We start from the raw sequence: 15,345 nt of genomic DNA, 5'->3' as shown, positions 1-15,345 counted from the left end.
TCCCGCTAAGAGGTATTTGTCAACAACTTTTCGGGTTATTATCGGCATTTTATTAAAAATTGCCTCGTTGGTCGGTGAAATGATTCAGCCGTTTGTAACATATAAAACTTGGATATCAAACAACTATACAAAGTTTCTTTCAATATACGATACGGACATCCTATCGGGGCAATCTGCTTCTTGTAATCGTTGGTTTATTACTTTAGACGGTGGTGGATGGAAAGGGGGCACGCTTAGCGTAAAACTCTAACTAACCAATAGTGGTCCTAGAAGAAGTTTTGGATACACTAGTCTTCTAGACGTTGGACTACAAATAGTGGCTATAGATAGTACGGGAAAGATTGTAGAACCGGAAGTGGAATCTTATACTAAGGAATTCTATCAATGAAAGTTGGAAGGAGACATTAAAATATATCATAATTGAATATAATCGGTTTAGTAATTCTTATTTGTTCAACAAGAACTTATATACTAAGAATATCCCTGCAGCACATATTATTCCAGGTAAAAACCATGACTGAAGAGAGGAATTTGTCATCCAGTCAACTTGACTAGATAACAGATTAATTGGCAGATCAATTGCTCCAAATAACATATCGGCGTGCATGCCACTAAATATTAAACTTACCCAATTAAAATGTATGTATAACCCATGTATTCCCAATATTGCTAACCATAAGCCAATTAATCCCAATGGTATTTTATAAAATTTATCCATATTTTTCACTCTATAGTAAATACTTATCAGATTATATCCCAATCCTTTATATCTATCAATAATTTATCCATTATTTTTTAATATTAATTTAAATACCCAAATAAATTTGATGAATTATTTTTTATATCAAACTAGAATGACTAAACTGTAGTATAATTACAAGAGGTGACTACAATGAATACAAGTGAGTATCAAAACTTAATATTTAACAAACTCTCTAGGATTTTTGGAGAAGACAACGTGAAAAAGGAGTGGGATTCGTTGAAATACGATACTCATTCAAGCAATCATAAACAAACATATGGACCTAGACTCGATATAGCTGTAGGACCTTTCAATGGCATGGTGGAAATGGATACTCCGTTTGACAATACTAATGTTATGAAAAATCATCCCCTAACAAAGCGAATAGTGAAAGAAATATCCTGGGATGATGAAGCGTTTGATGAATGTTGGAATGACTTTTCAAGGTGTTATCTAGCTATCGAGATTGAATTAGGGGGTAAAAATCGAAGTTGTAATAGCTCGAAACACATTTTAGGAAGCATCATAAATGCTAGTGTTAATGGTGCAATAGGAATAGTCATTTATGATACGTCTACAAGGGGAAAAGTGGATAGATTATATGGCTATCTGCATAGGCTAAGGTATTACGATTTGCTACAGATGAAAACTATGGGTAACTTAATTAGACTAGATAAAGACGAATTTATATCAATACTCACCGATATAAAAGAATAACTATCGCAATAACTTGATTAGCGCCATTTAATAAAAAAGCTTATGTCAATTATGGCATAAGCTTTTTTATTAGCTTTATGGTGGGCGGTATAGGACTCGAACCTATGACCCCCTGCGTGTAAAGCAGGTGCTCTAACCAACTGAGCTAACCGCCCGTGATAAATGGCGCGCTTGGTGGGATTTGAACCCACGACCTCAGCCTCCGCAGGGCTGCGCTCTATCCAGTTGAGCTACAAGCGCACGATAATGGTGCCGAAGGAGAGATTTGAACTCTCATGCCCGTACGGACACTACGCTCTGAACGTAGCGCGTCTGCCATTCCGCCACTTCGGCTTGAAACACCAGTAAATTATACTGGTGATACGATTCAGTGTCAACGACGGATTGGGCTTTGGCAGATTGCATCGGTATATTAAGTATTATTAATTAAAAATCGGGGATGGGCGGGGTTTTGCGTTTATGGGCGCTGATGGCAAACATTTCCTCTATCTTTTCTCTAACTGCATCAGAACCGGCTCCGCTAACCAAGTATTCATCAATTTCCTGGTACGTTAATCCCATATCGGTTTCATCGGTTTGCCCCTGCCAGAACCCTGCCGAGGGCGGTTTTGTGATAATCCTCTCGGGAACTCCTAAATATTCCGCAAGCTCCCTGACCTGAGTCTTAACCAAATTACCGAGCGGTAATATATCAATCCCGCTGTCGCCGTATTTGGTAAAGTAGCCGGTGGAAAGTTCGCTTTTATTGCTGGTGCCGACGACGATATAACCGAGCTGGTTGGCAAAAGAGTACAACGTTATCATCCGCAGCCTCGATTTAATATTGGACTGCGTTAACTTTGAAAGCGGTGCCTCTAAACCGGCTGACAGTATTTGTACAAGGCTGTCATAGATGCTGTCCAGTGCCACTTTTGTGGTTTTAATCGCAAATTTATCGGACATTGCCATTGCATCCAAGGCATCTTGTTCAATACTGTGGCAAGGCATGACAAGCCCCAAAGCGGTGTCCGGGAAGGCCCTCTTAGATAAGGCGGCAACTACGGACGAATCAATCCCGCCGCTCATTCCGAATACCACTCCGCGCAAGCCGGCGTCGGTTACTTTTTCTTTTATCCAGCTTGTTAGCTTATCAGCCGTTTGTTGTGTGTCCATAGTTTTGGCACCTGTTCTGTTTGTGATAAGACACAGTATATATCCAAAGGAAGATACGGTCAAAAAACAGACCGAGGCTTTTGACTTTGGAGAAAATACGGATTAGAATTTTAAAGAGGGAACATAATGCCGATATACGAATACTTTTGCCCTTTATGTAAATCAAAATTTGAGCTTTTGCGTTCAGTTGATCAAGCTAATGCAGATGCGAATTGTCCTCAATGCCAAACTCCTTCTTCAAAAGTTCTTTCGCAATTTGCATGCTATACGAAGGATTCGAGCGGCAGCGGTTCTACGGTAGGCGGTAGAAGCTGTTCTGCCTGCACTTCTACCGATTGCGGATCTTGCGGCAAGTAGATTTATTTTTATAAAAAAGTGTGAATCTGTGAACAAGAAGTCATCATTTGCTTTAGCGGTTTTGGGGGTTATCGTTTTATCTTCTTTTTTGGCGGGGTGCGATAACAGTGTTCGCCTTAAAGAAGAGATATTGCTGCGCCCCGGCCAAACCGTTTCCGTTAGCGAAGAAAACCTTAAAATCACCTTTGATAAAGTTACCGCCGACAGTCGTTGCCCGACGGGTGCAACATGTGTCTGGGCCGGTGAGGTTAAGTGTTCGGTAAGGATCACGCAGGGCGGTAAAGTCAGCCTGATTAATTTTATCTACCCCGGTGCCGGCAATGATTACGCTAAACTAACCTATAAAAACCGCTTGTATTCTTTTAAAGTTACCCCGTATCCGGAACTCGGCAAACCGATACCGCAAGATAAGTACAGGCTTATTTTGGTTATCGAATAAGTTTTGCCTAAAAATTACGTTTACAAGAATCTTTCCCCTAACTTTTGCGGCTAAACCCCGTTATATTTGATAGAAACATCAAATAAGGAGAAAACCGTGAAAGATTTTATAAACTCAACATTATTCCAAATTCGCTGGCTTTTTATGGGGCCGCAAAAGAGATATGCGTACTTGTGGAATAAAACCAAGGCCAATCTGAAATATTAGTGTTATTTTCAGGCCTGTCGAACTTGTCCGTGTTTAATCGCTGTGAGCTTTGTCGGCTTTGGTTTTTCTTAGATAGTACCAAGAGCCAATTCCGAGAATAACTGCGCTTACGGCGATTGAAGCGGCAATATAGATGACAGCATCAAACCAGAAGCCGCCCGGAAACATCATTATCAGGTAATCTTTATTTGGGTCCAGCAGCCAGAAATCATTGGTAAAACTGATTAAATGAAAGGCGGTAAAAAAGGTGTTAAAATCGCTAACAGCCATTATCCCCAATATTAAAATCAGCCCAAAAGTAATACTTGCCCCGCCAAAAACCGCCGATGCCGTCATACGGGATGCGCTGTTTCTATCCTTATAAAAATAAAAAAGGATAAACAGAAGCATAAAAAGGCCGGTAAATGTTAAAACGCGGTAATCCAACCGAATCAAACCCTTTACGTCTTTCATATGCTCGATTTCCTTATCGTTAAAAAGCACAAAATCGGTATCATCTTTAATAACGGTAATTGCCAGATATTCATTCGACGAGTTAAAGTAATCGATTATCTGCGCTGCCGCTTTTTCCAACTCGACAGTTTCAATTCCGGTCGTTTCTTCAACGCCGTAGGTATTAAAGCTGTGTTCATAGAGCCACTGGCTGTTAACCGCAACGGCGATAAAGCCGGATATTAAAAAAACGGGGATACAAAGTATAAAAAGCCAGCGGGCAAGGATTTGAATATATTTTAAAAACAACTTGTTCATCGGTTAGATTGTACTACTAAATGGCAGAATAGGGTTAATTTTGCAAGATTTCGGCTGAAAGCGGCTGTTAAAAGCGGCCTATTGTTCAAGCGCTGGGGGGTCTCTGAAGCCTCTGATATGCTATAATTATTAAGATTATTACTGTGAAAGGACCCTTTGTTGTTTACCCATCTTCACGTTCATAGCGAATACAGTTTACTGGATGCAATGTGCAAAATCCCCGAACTTGTTAATCGTGCCAAAGAGTTGGGAATGGACTCTCTGGCAATTACCGATCACGGGGTTATGCACGGGGCGATTCAGTTTTATAAAGCAGCAAAAGATGCCGGCATTAAGCCGATTATCGGCTGTGAGGCGTATGTTGCTTCGGGCAGCCGCCAAAGCCGCACACCGGCCGATAAACAGAGTTACCACTTGGTACTGCTTGCCAAAAACAATACCGGTTATCAAAACCTGATACAACTGATTACCAAAGCCAACATGGACGGGTTCTATTATCGTCCGAGGATGGATAAAGAAATCCTTGAAGAACACCATGAAGGGCTGATTGCACTATCGGCTTGCCTTGCCGGTGAAATACCGCGCCTGATTTTAGACGGGCGGATTGAAGACGCCAAAGAAGCGGCGTTGTGGTATAAAAAAACATTCGGAGACGGCAATTTCTATTTGGAACTCCAACGTCACCCTATTCCCGAGTTGGAGCCGGTCAATCAGGAACTAATCAAAATCGGGAAAGAGCTTGATATTCCGCTGGTTGCCACCAACGATGTGCATTATATTTTAAAAGAAGAAGCCAAATTTCAAGATTTATTAACTTGCATCGGCACCAATACTTCCGTTTTAGATGAAAAAAGAAAGAAAATGGCCGATGACGGTTTTTATTTAAAAAGCCACCAAGAAATGTCCGAGATGTTCCAAGATTTGCCGGAGGCGATTGAAAACACCGCTAAAATCGCCGATATGTGCAATTTGGAATTGGAATTCGGTCGTTTGCATTTACCGGAAGTGGAAATCCCCGACGGGATGTCTCCGTTCCAATATTTGGAACACCTCTGTCACCAAGAAATGCCGAACTTTTATCCCAACCCGACACCTGAGATTGAAGAAAGGCTGCGCTATGAGCTGGATGTTATCGAAAAGACTCAATTTGCGCGCTACTTTTTGGTAGTTTGGGATATTGTTAAGTTTACTCGTGAAAACGGTATTTTGGTAAATGTTAGGGGCAGTGCCGCATCCAGTATAGTGCTGAGGTGTTTAAGGATTAACGATATTGACCCTATTCCGCATAAGCTTGTTTTTGAAAGGTTTTTGAATCTCGAACGGCGTGAAATGCCCGATATCGATATGGATTTTGAAGACAAGCGCCGCGAAGAGGTCATTAACTATGTATCGCATAAATACGGACAAGACCACGTTGCACAAATTATAACCTTCGGTACGTTGGGAGCCAAAGCTGCCATTCGTGATGCCGGACGTGCTTTGGGCATGGCGTACGGTGAGGTTGACCGCGTTGCCAAAATGGTGCCCTTTGCGGTTGGGATGACAATCAATAAAGCGCTGGAAGAAAACGGGGAATTCAAAACAATTTACGAAACCGAACCCGCTGTCAAAAACTTGGTTGATTACGCTAAAGGTGTTGAAGGCGTGGCGCGTCATTCCAGCACCCACGCTGCCGGTGTTGTAATTTCCAAAGATCCGCTTACAAATCATATCCCGCTGCAAAGAATCAGCCGTGATACGGATTCGGGGTTGGTAATGACCCAATATCCGATGGACGATATTGCCAGAATCGGATTGCTTAAAATGGATTTCTTGGGGCTTTCGAACCTGACGACATTGGGCAGAACGCAACAAATTATTAAAGAAAACCGCGGGATAGATATCGACCGCTATAATATCCCGATGGACGATGCCAAAACATTTGAGCTTTTGGCGGCAGGGGAAACCGTGGGGGTGTTCCAATTGGAAGGCAGCGGTATGCGGCGTTATATCAAAGAGCTTAAACCAACAGTTTTTTCCGATATTGCCGCCATGGTTGCCCTTTATCGCCCGGGGCCGATGGAACAAATTCCCAAATTTATTCGTTCCAAATACGGCATTGAGCCGATTACCTATCCGCACCCCGCTTTAAAAGAGTTTTTGGAAGAAACATACGGCGTTATTGTTTATCAAGAACAGGTGCTTTTTATTGTGCGCGCCTTCGGCGGCTACAGCTTGGGGCAGGCGGATATCTTCCGCAAGGCAATGGGTAAGAAAAAAGCCGAAGTGATGGTTAAAGAGAAAGCCAATTTCATTAAAGGCGCCGAGAAGAACGGCTATACCGCCGAGATTGCCGAAAAAGTCTATGCCTTAATTGAACCGTTTGCCGGCTATGCCTTTAACAAGGCACACGCCGTAAACTATGCCTTGATTGCCTATCAAACGGCATACCTTAAAGCCCACTTTTCGATAGAATACCTCACCGCTCTTTTAATTGCGGCGGACGGGCAAGCCGAAAAAATCGGCGTTGCGATAGACGAATGCCATCGGATGGGGATTAAAGTATTACCGCCCGATATCAATCGTTCCGAGGTGGATTTTACGATTGAAAGCACAGAGGACGGAACACAGGCCATCCGTTTCGGCTTGGAAGCCATTAAAAATGTAGGTGTAAACGCCGTTAAACCGATTATCGAAGAGAGAAGAGCCAACGGCGATTACAAAACCATTGAAGATATGTGCCGCCGGGTAGATATTTGCGGAATTAATAAAAGGGTTATGGAAAGCCTTATTAAAGCCGGAGCAATGGATTCGTTCGGCGAACGAGGTACCCTTTTAGGTAACATTGGGGTTATAATGTCGGCCGCTCAGCGTGAACAGCAATTGAAAGACAGCGGACAATCAACTATGTTTGACCTTTGGGGCGACACCGTTAATGTTCCTTTGGCAACACTTGAATTGGAAAAAATAGAAGTTTCGCGTAAAGAAATACTGGATTGGGAAAAAGAACTCTTGGGGGTTTATCTTTCCGAGCATCCGTTTAGCCCCTTTGCTGAGAAAGCAATGGTGGAAAATACGATGCTTTGCGGAGAGGTAACCGAAGAAATGGAAGGGCAAACGGTGGTAGTGGCGGGCATGGTTTCTTCCGTTCGTAATATTGTGAGCAGAGAAGGGAAGGTATCGGCCAGCGTAGTGCTTGAAGATTTGAACGGCAAACTGGAAGTTATGGCTTGGTCGCGCGTTTTTGCTTCTACCCGAGACCTATGGTTGGAAGGAAACATTCTTTTAGTGGACGGTAAAGTTAAAGTTAGGGGTGATAGCCCTCAACTGGTATGCGACCACGTACGTATTTATAACCTGGAGGACAAGACATTGGCGAAAAAAGTAGTGGCACCTGATTTTTTTGAGCCGTCAAAAGCTACTGAAGAAACGACAAAAGCATCCGGTCAAAAACGCCGTCTGACTGTTAAGCTTAAGCAGTCGGGGGACGAGGCCGGCGATGTAAAACAATTACGCGATGTGATGGATATCTTAAACGATTACCCCGGCGACGATTCCGTCATTATCGTTATTGATAACGGCACAAAAGTGTTTACCGTAAAAATGCCCCATATGCATATCGGGATATCGTCTAAGTTGATGTCGCGATTGGCTGATAAGGTAGGTGAAGAAAGAATCAGCACCGATGATGATTAAGAGTAGTGTCATTCTGAGCTTGTTGAAGGGTCCAACGAACGGGAGTAGATAAGGATTACTATTCGACCGCCGTTATGGTTCGACAGGCTCACCACGAACGGCTAAACCATTGTCTTTGCGAGCGCAGCGAAGCAACCCACCTTGTTTTTGCGAGACCATTCCCGTAGGGAAGGCGAAGCAATCTCTAAAAAATTAAATCCGTATGAGATTGCCACGTCACTCGCCTAACGGCTCGTTCCTCGCAAAGACAGTAGTGTCATTCTGAGCTTGTCGAAGAATCTGGGAGTTAGCGGATAATGCAACGTTCGGTTGCAAATTTTACGGTAGGACGATGCCTCTTCTTTATTGCCGAGGCAACCTAACAGCTTATATTCCCCGTCCTCTTAGATCCTTCACCACGAACGGCTAACCCATTGTCTTTGCGAGCGCAGCGAAGCAATCCTCCTCTGTCTTTCAGAGCGAAGCGAAGAATCTCATATAGATCAATTTCTTGGAGATTGCCACGTCACTTGCCTGACGGCTCGCTCCTCGCAAAGACGTTTATAACTTGTTATTCTGAGCTTGCCGAAGACGCCTCATAGCCTGTATTTCTCGTCCTCTTAGATCCTTCACTGCGTTCAGGATGACAAAAAGGGGAAAAGCAGGATGACAAGAGTGAGATTGCCACGTCATTCGCCCAAGGGCTCGTTCCTCGCAAAGACGGTTGAGAGCTGTGTTAGTATTCAATCCTGTTTCGATGGATTACATCCTCCAGCTTGCGCTTAGGCACGTGGCGCACACCTTCCTCGTCAACCCAGCGTTTTATCGAACCGTCCGATTTTTCCAAGACAACTTCTTCATCCGGATACCCCAGTGACAACAACACCGCGGCTTCATACCTATCGGTGGCGTTTACAATTTTACCGATTCTTTCTTTATCGATACCGGTCATAACACAAGTGCCGATCCCCTCTTCCCAAGCAACCAAAGTCATATTACCAAGCGCCAGCCCAATATCAATAAAAGCATTGGATCTGCCGCAGCCGTATTCTTTTTCCCGATCCAAATTTATAAGCACAACGATATATGCCAAGGGCTTCTTCCCGGCAGTCCACCCCTCGGCAGGTTTGGGAACCCCTCCCCAGTAAGCAATCGAATCCAATATCTCGGAGCGGGTCTGCGCATCGTCAACTATTACGTATTCGCAAAGCTGGCTGTTCATTGCTGAGGGAGCCAGCCGAGCCGCATCAACGCACCTTTCCAAAATATTAAAATCAATCGGATTATTTTTAAATATTCTTATCGAACGCCTGTTAACGGCAGCCTCAAATACATGCATTCAATTACTCCCCCCATCTTTTAAGTCTTGGCAATGCGGTAAAGATTAAATTTCCGCAATCATATCTTCGCAAGCCGGTTCAATTAAAACCCCCAGCTCTTCGGACACTTTTTTTAGTTCGTTACGGATTTGTTCTTCTTGGAAAATATTCATATGGACCGTCATCACTTTAGGAATAGAACTTCTGAGCTTTGTATATGTTATAAGCTCTTCCCTAAGAAGCGATGGGCAAAGATGCCCTCTCTTGCGGCATGTTTCAATATACTCGTCGGAAGCGGTGACTTCGGTAATCAGTAAATCAAACGAATAATCCTTTAATTTATTGGCAAGCCCCGGACCGCTGTCACCGGTATAAAAAAATGATTGCCCGCTTGCGGCGGATACCAGATATCCGACAGCGGGAACGCCGTGAGGCACCGTTATCGGGGTCACAGAGTAGCCTTCAATTTGCCTAACTTTATCCGGTTCAATCGTGTTGAGTTCAATGACCGCTTTTTCTCTTTGGCCTTTTTCCAAAAATCTGGAATAGAGGGTGCCGTCCATTAAATAGCGAGAAATAATATCGCCTGTTTCGGGCAGGCAGTAAACATCAAACGAACTGCGGTTTAGAAGATGGTTCATTCCCAGAAGCGGCAAGTCTTTAATGTGGTCGTAATGCTGATGAGTAATCAGCACTGCTTTAAGGGCAAGTTGTTCTTCAAGCGTAAGGCCGGATGCCAATCCGCCGGCATCCAAGGCTAATATCCCGTCTATCACCAAACCGGCCGGTCTGATATCTCTGGTTTGTGTATTGTGTGCGCCCAAAAATTTTATTTTCACAGCTTTATTGCCTTACTCAGAAATTCATCTAAAATTTAAAAGGGTTAAAATTGGTGTTTTCATCAAAAACATCCACGTTTTCCGTTCTTTTTAAATAGTTGACCGCTTTATAGGTTAGAGGCGTTGCCAGAACTTCAATTCCGACCTTTATCAGCCAGTGATAAAGAATCATTATCGGAACAAAGGAAGCCGTTCCGATATAGGCGATTATAACAAATATGGCTGTATCCAAGCCTTCTCCGAAAACTGTTGAGCCGATGGTGCGTGCCCAAAGCCAGCGTCCCTTTGTTGCCACTTTCATCTTTGCCATTATAAAAGAGTTAATAAATTCCCCTACCAGATAGCCACACAGGGAAGCCAGTAACAATCTGGGGACATAGCCCAGTATGCTTTCGTATGCTTGCTGGTCGGTCCAAAAGGAAGCTGCCGGCATTAACTGCCCCAGGTAGGTAAAAAGAACAAATATCAGGTTACATCCGAACCCGAGCCAGATAACCCGGCGTGCCCAGCGGTAGCCGTAAACCTCGGTTAAGATATCACCGAATATGTAACTTAGCGGGAATATAATTACCGCCGCCGGCATTATTAAAGAACCAAGTTCGATGACTTTAACCGACATTACATTGGCGGTTATTAATGCGGTTACAAAAACCGCGCTGATAATAACGAAGCGATACGACGTATTCATCTATAAAAACCTTTTTTCGTAAGCAGATTATGTGATATAAGTAAAAACAATACGATTTGCAATAACCTGTATTATACCAAAAAGAAAGCGCGCTCGTAATTCGTAGCGGGACTTACGGACGATTCGGTAATGTTTTATCGGAGCTTTACGTTTCTCTGTTTGAATTGTTATAATAGCACTGTTCTTAATCAGTTTTATAGTAAATTCGTAAAAAAATGCAACAAATTCCCTTAAAAAATCGGATAATCATTAATATAAAAAGAGCACTCGGGATAAACGTTGTTCTTTGCGGTAACTGTAAATGGAACTGGCGCAGTGCCTGCCATAACAGGGAGCGTCCGCATGCGGTTTATTGTAAAGAGTATGAGAAAAAGTAAACCTTGCCGATAGTTGACAAGAAATCGTCTTATCAATACAATATTTCAGACATTAGAATAAGTCTTTGGCGTGGCAGCGTAGCTCAGAGGTAGAGCAGGGGACTCATAAGCCCTTGGTCACTGGTTCAATTCCAGTCGCTGCTACTTTTTTATGTGTACTTAACATTTTTCATTAGATCTTCAGCTATAGCTCTTTTTCCCTCCGTTGTCTTTTCAGCAGTATTTTTTTTATAAGTTTCAGAATAATCTAATAATTTACCAAAATCGACTTTGGCTACCTTTCCATTTATCACAAAGTATACATATTTCATACCCAAATCTTCTTTATAATGTCTCCAAAAAGTTGGACAACGTATTAGATAATCAAATATCAACTGGTAAAGTTCTCTTGTTTTATAATTTGATGATCCTATAGCCCAACAATGGTGTGCACACCATTTTTTAGGTTTTCTGACTGCAAAATATTGTTTACGGTCTGGTAATGGAGAAGTTACCAAATAAGAAAATGAAGCAATAAAGGACCGTTGAATATATTTAGCTTCTATTAACAAGTCGCAATTTGGCCTACTAGCCTCTAAATCCCAGCCCTTTGATGTGGGATGTGGCGGCATATAGGTCTCCCACTTTGTATTCTGTGACTCTAACCATTTCTTTAAAGGTTTAACAACATTTTCTCTTTCAGCATTTGTTCGTTCTTTTATTTTACCCATCTATACAACTCCTACAATTTACTTATGAGATTATTATACACCCAAAACATTCCCACATTAAGAGGTGAAAAGCTATTGACCTTCGAGTAGTTCGAGGCTATCATCTCTCGCAACTAAATGAGAAGAAGAATGGCCTCGATGTCTAAAACTATTACAAAACAGGCGATTGACTAATTTCTACCCTCTCATAAGGCCGAGGATAACAGGAGCAGGGTTTTAATTCTCCGTCTTGGTTATTAGACGGGGCTAGGCGAATTGCTCAGTCTACAATGTTAGAAATAGCGCCGAATATATTCAAAATCGTAATTACATATATAAATGAGGCGCTAGGAATCTTCCCAAGTCTCTTTTGGCTTTAAGGCATTACCAGGGTTTATTGTTGGAAACCTCAATTCTGGACCCGAAATCAATGCTGAAGTTATTTTTAGCAAACTCAAAACTTGGGGTCTTAGGCTATCAAGGGGGTTATAGTTATCATGGACAATTTTATTTCTTGTCTCGATTGCTTCAATGGTGTTATTAATATCATCAGAATCAACATTGCCCAGTGTTGTTGATATAGTAATCATTTTTGTATTAAGAGGAAGATTCCAAAAGCCTGCAATGCCCTTTTCAAGTTTTTTGTTTCCCATGATATTTCCTCGAATAAATTCTTCAATTGCTATTTCAAGAGCAGTGATCCCTTCAATAAATGCATATTTTATGTTGCCTTGGTCTAAATATTGATGTGTTTGCGCAAGCAAGAGTGCAGCAGTTGAAGGACTATATTCGTTTGCAATTATCCCACTAAGAGTGGCCCAATCATCTTGTGTAATATATTCTTTGAAATCTTTTTCTAACCCAAGTATTACTCTAAAAATACCCTCAGGGTTGTTTGGAATAAAGTCTGCCCAATTATCACTTCCATCAACGTTCCACTTAAGACCAAGTGTTAAGCCGCAATAGCTGCCTAATAAGTGTTCGTGCGAATTCCATCTCTCTAAGGGGCGAATCCAATATTGTCCAAAATTTGTGCGAAGAATGTTTATAATGCGTGAGATTTCTGGGTAAAGTATTGCCACAATTCTCTTTCCAAGCGATTCGTAATGAGGGCTGCCACTTCTGTTCAGTTGCAAAGCATCTATTTCTTCTTGCTTCACATCTTGTATTACGAGCATTCCCTTAAGAGGGCCTGCATCAAGAACCCCTTGTTTGGCCATTATATCGAGATCAACTTCTCGTCGGTTTTCATCGAATTCGATGAAGCCATGGTTCTCAAAGCCGCATCGTTCGAACCAAAACTTTATTTCCACCCCTTTTTCTTGATTCCGCTTTACTATAGCATCATTTTCTCCATTAGGGAGCCATCTATGAAATAAGGGACCGTGATGTGAGAAATGTAATTTGCTTTCTTTTAAGGTGACGCTAAATTTCAATCTTAGTGTTGCCATATTCCCACCTCTCAATGTTAATTATACCACTCCCAAACGCACTATACTGCAAAAATAACCCCGTTAAAGCCATTTTGTGTATCTTTTATTTTTGAAATATATAACAGGCTCTCTAAAAAACTATTTGTTAAGCAAGGGAAGTTAAATATGAGACCGCAACTTATAAACTCTTAGTTACCGGTTCAATTCCAGTCGCTGCTACTTTTTTTGTTATCGATTATGGCTGATATTCTATTTTACTAAATGTCCCAATATCTGTAATACCCGGAAGACAGGATTCCCCGTATCGTGTGTACCCTTCCTTGCTTCATCCTCTAACAACCTAATATATGAAGTATATCTACCGTTGATAACCAGTTCTAAACCATCAATCTTTTCTAATTCATTGGCAACACTTGCGCTTACTTTTGGCGACCATAACATAAATCGTGGTTTATACTCTGACAGATATTTTTCCGCATAATCACGGAGATTATTAAATTTGTCATTAATTCTTTTTATCGAGTTAGTATTATTAACATACAATAACCCGCCCAAGTGAGTTGTTACTTCACAAAGATATGCCTCTTTATCTTTAAGCTTCAGTCCGATAACATCAATTTCTTTCAAACCAGCTAACTTACCACCTGGACGTCGGATATTATATTCAACAAAATCACATTGAAACTCATCTAGGAGCTTCAAACAGGCTCCTACCATATACTCCCCAATCTCAGTTGTCATTAGCTATCCTCCTAAACGAATTACAGTGAAATTATACACAAAAAAACATTCCCACATTAAGAGGTAAAAACCTATTAATCTTTTCTGATTCGGCGCTTAATCCGCTTTCTTGTTTAGTTCAGCTTGATAGGATTTCCACCCCGGGCACCAGCTTGTGTGCCATTTCCAAATTTTAGCAATAAACGAGTTCGGTTTTTTATCGGAGTAGCGTTTGATTGGGCAGTTTTCACACGGTTTAGGCATTTTGATGGTCTCCTTATCCTGTAAGCTTCGATAATAAATCTTAAATTTCTTATATCCAATCATAGCACCGAATTTTAATTTTACAATACCCTTTCTCGTTTCCCGACTTCATTCCAAATTGCGCTTTAGGGATAAAATAACCTTGTGTTAGACAGCCCTCTTAACAACAGTTATAATTGATAGATATTCTGCCTGCGTTATAATCGTACCGTTTATGAAAGAAATCGTATCAATCAATAAAGAACTCTGTTCCGGCTGCGGCGTATGCATTAAAATATGCCCTCAGCAGATATTGTATATGGATAAAGAAACCGGTACTTGTTCCGTAACCGAACAAGAAAAGTGCGACAAGTTACGCGGCTGTGAAAGAAAATGCCCTACCGGCGCCATTAAAATAAATTAAATTTTCCGTAATGCAATCTTAAGCGGGAGTAAAAAATTGAAAAAAGTTCGTCCGGTTATCGCCTCTGTTTTGGTTCTCGTATCCCTTTTTGGTTTGGCAGTTCTATCTTCTTGCAGTTCCGTTATCGCCCAAAACGGAGATACGGTGAAGGTGGATTATACTTTATCGCTTCCCGACGGTATCGTATACGAAACATCGGTCGGAGGTCAGCCGCTTGAGTTTGTGCTTGGCAAAGGTTCAATGATTTCCGATTTCGAGGCGGCAATTATCGGGATGAAAGAAAAAGAAACGAAAACAATTACTATTGCCGCAGCGAATGCTTACGGGGAATATCAAGAAGACCTTATAATCACAATCAAAAGAAGCCAAATACAAGGCGGCGAGAATGTAAAGGTTGGCGATTATCTCACAATGTCGACCGGCGGTGGATATATTTCGCAGGTGCAGGTTATTGCCGCCTCAAATGAAGATGTTACTATTGATGCGAATCATCCTCTGGCAGGCAAAGATTTAACCTTCAAAATTGATTTACTAAAGATTAATTAATTTTACGGCTCTCGGACGACCCTGTTTATAAACTCGAAATGAGCCGAAA

The 15,345-nt window shown here is 41.8% G+C and carries 16 protein-coding genes and 4 tRNA genes; 8 read left to right on the top strand and 12 right to left on the bottom strand.

Annotation, left to right across the window (positions count from 1 at the left end):
- Nucleotides 1–16 precede the first annotated feature (16 nt).
- Together WC958_03725 and WC958_03720 are read left to right on the top strand one after the other, a co-directional pair.
- Nucleotides 17–250 (top strand): hypothetical protein, encoded by a 234-nt coding sequence (locus WC958_03725; protein ID MFA5629342.1) that lies wholly within the window; start codon nt 17–19, stop codon nt 248–250.
- A gap of 642 nt (nt 251–892) precedes the next feature.
- Nucleotides 893–1,459, top strand: a complete 567-nt coding sequence (locus WC958_03720; protein MFA5629341.1) for a hypothetical protein — start codon at nt 893–895, stop codon at nt 1,457–1,459.
- A gap of 78 nt (nt 1,460–1,537) precedes the next feature.
- Here WC958_03720 and WC958_03715 read toward each other — a convergent pair.
- The 4 genes from WC958_03715 to nadE form a co-directional block, all read right to left on the bottom strand.
- Nucleotides 1,538–1,614: transfer RNA gene (locus tag WC958_03715), tRNA-Val, on the bottom strand.
- A gap of 8 nt (nt 1,615–1,622) precedes the next feature.
- Nucleotides 1,623–1,699 (bottom strand) — tRNA-Arg (locus tag WC958_03710).
- Between the two features lie 7 nt (nt 1,700–1,706).
- Nucleotides 1,707–1,792 (bottom strand) — tRNA-Leu (locus tag WC958_03705).
- A gap of 93 nt (nt 1,793–1,885) precedes the next feature.
- Complete coding sequence (gene nadE, locus WC958_03700) at nt 1,886–2,611, bottom strand: NAD(+) synthase (GenBank protein MFA5629340.1); 726 nt, start codon at nt 2,609–2,611, stop codon at nt 1,886–1,888.
- Between the two features lie 126 nt (nt 2,612–2,737).
- Here nadE and WC958_03695 point away from each other — a divergent pair, with 126 nt between their 5' ends.
- A complete protein-coding gene (locus WC958_03695) occupies nt 2,738–2,968 on the top strand; it encodes an FmdB family zinc ribbon protein (protein ID MFA5629339.1) in 231 nt (76 codons plus the stop codon).
- A 28-nt stretch (nt 2,969–2,996) separates the two neighbouring features.
- Nucleotides 2,997–3,407 carry a hypothetical protein gene (locus WC958_03690; protein MFA5629338.1) on the top strand — a complete coding sequence of 137 codons (411 nt, stop codon included), beginning with the start codon at nt 2,997–2,999 and terminating at the stop codon, nt 3,405–3,407.
- A 240-nt stretch (nt 3,408–3,647) separates the two neighbouring features.
- Here the strand turns inward: WC958_03690 and WC958_03685 are convergent, their stop codons facing one another.
- A complete protein-coding gene (locus WC958_03685) occupies nt 3,648–4,364 on the bottom strand; it encodes a TIGR01906 family membrane protein (protein MFA5629337.1) in 717 nt (238 codons plus the stop codon).
- 159 nt (nt 4,365–4,523) lie between these two features.
- On the opposite strand from WC958_03685, the gene WC958_03680 reads away from it, so the two are divergent.
- Nucleotides 4,524–8,039: a DNA polymerase III subunit alpha gene (locus tag WC958_03680; protein ID MFA5629336.1), complete on the top strand. Its 3,516-nt coding sequence runs from the start codon at nt 4,524–4,526 to the stop codon at nt 8,037–8,039.
- A gap of 715 nt (nt 8,040–8,754) precedes the next feature.
- On the opposite strand, the gene WC958_03675 is transcribed toward WC958_03680, so the two are convergent.
- Genes WC958_03675 through WC958_03665 form a run of 3 tightly spaced genes read right to left on the bottom strand, consistent with a single transcriptional unit; the run spans nt 8,755 to nt 10,864 of the window.
- Entirely contained in the window at nt 8,755–9,357 is a 603-nt protein-coding gene (locus tag WC958_03675; protein MFA5629335.1) for a nitroreductase family protein, read from the bottom strand.
- A 45-nt stretch (nt 9,358–9,402) separates the two neighbouring features.
- Entirely contained in the window at nt 9,403–10,176 is a 774-nt protein-coding gene (locus WC958_03670; GenBank protein ID MFA5629334.1) for an MBL fold metallo-hydrolase, read from the bottom strand.
- A 28-nt stretch (nt 10,177–10,204) separates the two neighbouring features.
- The gene (locus WC958_03665) at nt 10,205–10,864 is read right to left on the bottom strand and encodes a queuosine precursor transporter (GenBank protein MFA5629333.1); all 660 of its coding nucleotides are present in this window, start codon (nt 10,862–10,864) and stop codon (nt 10,205–10,207) included.
- Between the two features lie 449 nt (nt 10,865–11,313).
- Here WC958_03665 and WC958_03660 point away from each other — a divergent pair.
- Nucleotides 11,314–11,385: transfer RNA gene (locus tag WC958_03660), tRNA-Met, on the top strand.
- Nucleotides 11,386–11,390: 5 nt separating this feature from the next.
- On the opposite strand, the gene WC958_03655 is transcribed toward WC958_03660, so the two are convergent.
- The 4 genes from WC958_03655 to WC958_03640 form a co-directional block, all read right to left on the bottom strand.
- Nucleotides 11,391–11,951 (bottom strand): hypothetical protein, encoded by a 561-nt coding sequence (locus WC958_03655; GenBank protein MFA5629332.1) that lies wholly within the window; start codon nt 11,949–11,951, stop codon nt 11,391–11,393.
- 326 nt (nt 11,952–12,277) lie between these two features.
- The gene (locus tag WC958_03650) at nt 12,278–13,381 is read right to left on the bottom strand and encodes a hypothetical protein (protein ID MFA5629331.1); all 1,104 of its coding nucleotides are present in this window, start codon (nt 13,379–13,381) and stop codon (nt 12,278–12,280) included.
- A 231-nt stretch (nt 13,382–13,612) separates the two neighbouring features.
- Nucleotides 13,613–14,104, bottom strand: coding sequence for a hypothetical protein (locus WC958_03645; protein ID MFA5629330.1), 492 nt, complete (start codon nt 14,102–14,104; stop codon nt 13,613–13,615).
- Nucleotides 14,105–14,200: 96 nt separating this feature from the next.
- On the bottom strand, nt 14,201–14,347 hold the full coding sequence (locus tag WC958_03640; protein ID MFA5629329.1) for a hypothetical protein: 147 nt from the start codon (nt 14,345–14,347) through the stop codon (nt 14,201–14,203).
- Nucleotides 14,348–14,561: 214 nt separating this feature from the next.
- Here WC958_03640 and WC958_03635 point away from each other — a divergent pair, with 214 nt between their 5' ends.
- Both WC958_03635 and WC958_03630 read left to right on the top strand, forming a co-directional pair.
- Nucleotides 14,562–14,750 carry a 4Fe-4S binding protein gene (locus WC958_03635; GenBank protein MFA5629328.1) on the top strand — a complete coding sequence of 63 codons (189 nt, stop codon included), beginning with the start codon at nt 14,562–14,564 and terminating at the stop codon, nt 14,748–14,750.
- A 36-nt stretch (nt 14,751–14,786) separates the two neighbouring features.
- Nucleotides 14,787–15,296 (top strand): peptidylprolyl isomerase, encoded by a 510-nt coding sequence (locus WC958_03630; GenBank protein MFA5629327.1) that lies wholly within the window; start codon nt 14,787–14,789, stop codon nt 15,294–15,296.
- The last annotated feature ends 49 nt before the right edge of the window (nt 15,297–15,345 follow it).

It is taken from the genome of Dehalococcoidales bacterium (assembly GCA_041656115.1).
GTDB lineage: Bacteria > Chloroflexota > Dehalococcoidia > Dehalococcoidales > UBA5627 > UBA5627.
Note: the sequence above shows the minus strand (reverse complement) of the source record. Positions and strands in the feature narration are given on the sequence as shown.

What these genes read in the sequence shown, in the direction of transcription:
- WC958_03720 (MFA5629341.1), top strand. Translation starts at nt 893, where the DNA reads ATGAATACAAGTGAGTATCAAAACTTAATATTTAACAAACTCTCTAGG.
- nadE (MFA5629340.1), bottom strand. Translation starts at nt 2,611, where the DNA reads ATGGACACACAACAAACGGCTGATAAGCTAACAAGCTGGATAAAAGAA.
- WC958_03695 (MFA5629339.1), top strand. Translation starts at nt 2,738, where the DNA reads ATGCCGATATACGAATACTTTTGCCCTTTATGTAAATCAAAATTTGAG.
- WC958_03685 (MFA5629337.1), bottom strand. Translation starts at nt 4,364, where the DNA reads ATGAACAAGTTGTTTTTAAAATATATTCAAATCCTTGCCCGCTGGCTT.
- WC958_03675 (MFA5629335.1), bottom strand. Translation starts at nt 9,357, where the DNA reads ATGCATGTATTTGAGGCTGCCGTTAACAGGCGTTCGATAAGAATATTT.
- WC958_03665 (MFA5629333.1), bottom strand. Translation starts at nt 10,864, where the DNA reads ATGAATACGTCGTATCGCTTCGTTATTATCAGCGCGGTTTTTGTAACC.
- WC958_03655 (MFA5629332.1), bottom strand. Translation starts at nt 11,951, where the DNA reads ATGGGTAAAATAAAAGAACGAACAAATGCTGAAAGAGAAAATGTTGTT.
- WC958_03650 (MFA5629331.1), bottom strand. Translation starts at nt 13,381, where the DNA reads ATGGCAACACTAAGATTGAAATTTAGCGTCACCTTAAAAGAAAGCAAA.
- WC958_03645 (MFA5629330.1), bottom strand. Translation starts at nt 14,104, where the DNA reads ATGACAACTGAGATTGGGGAGTATATGGTAGGAGCCTGTTTGAAGCTC.
- WC958_03640 (MFA5629329.1), bottom strand. Translation starts at nt 14,347, where the DNA reads ATGCCTAAACCGTGTGAAAACTGCCCAATCAAACGCTACTCCGATAAA.
- WC958_03635 (MFA5629328.1), top strand. Translation starts at nt 14,562, where the DNA reads ATGAAAGAAATCGTATCAATCAATAAAGAACTCTGTTCCGGCTGCGGC.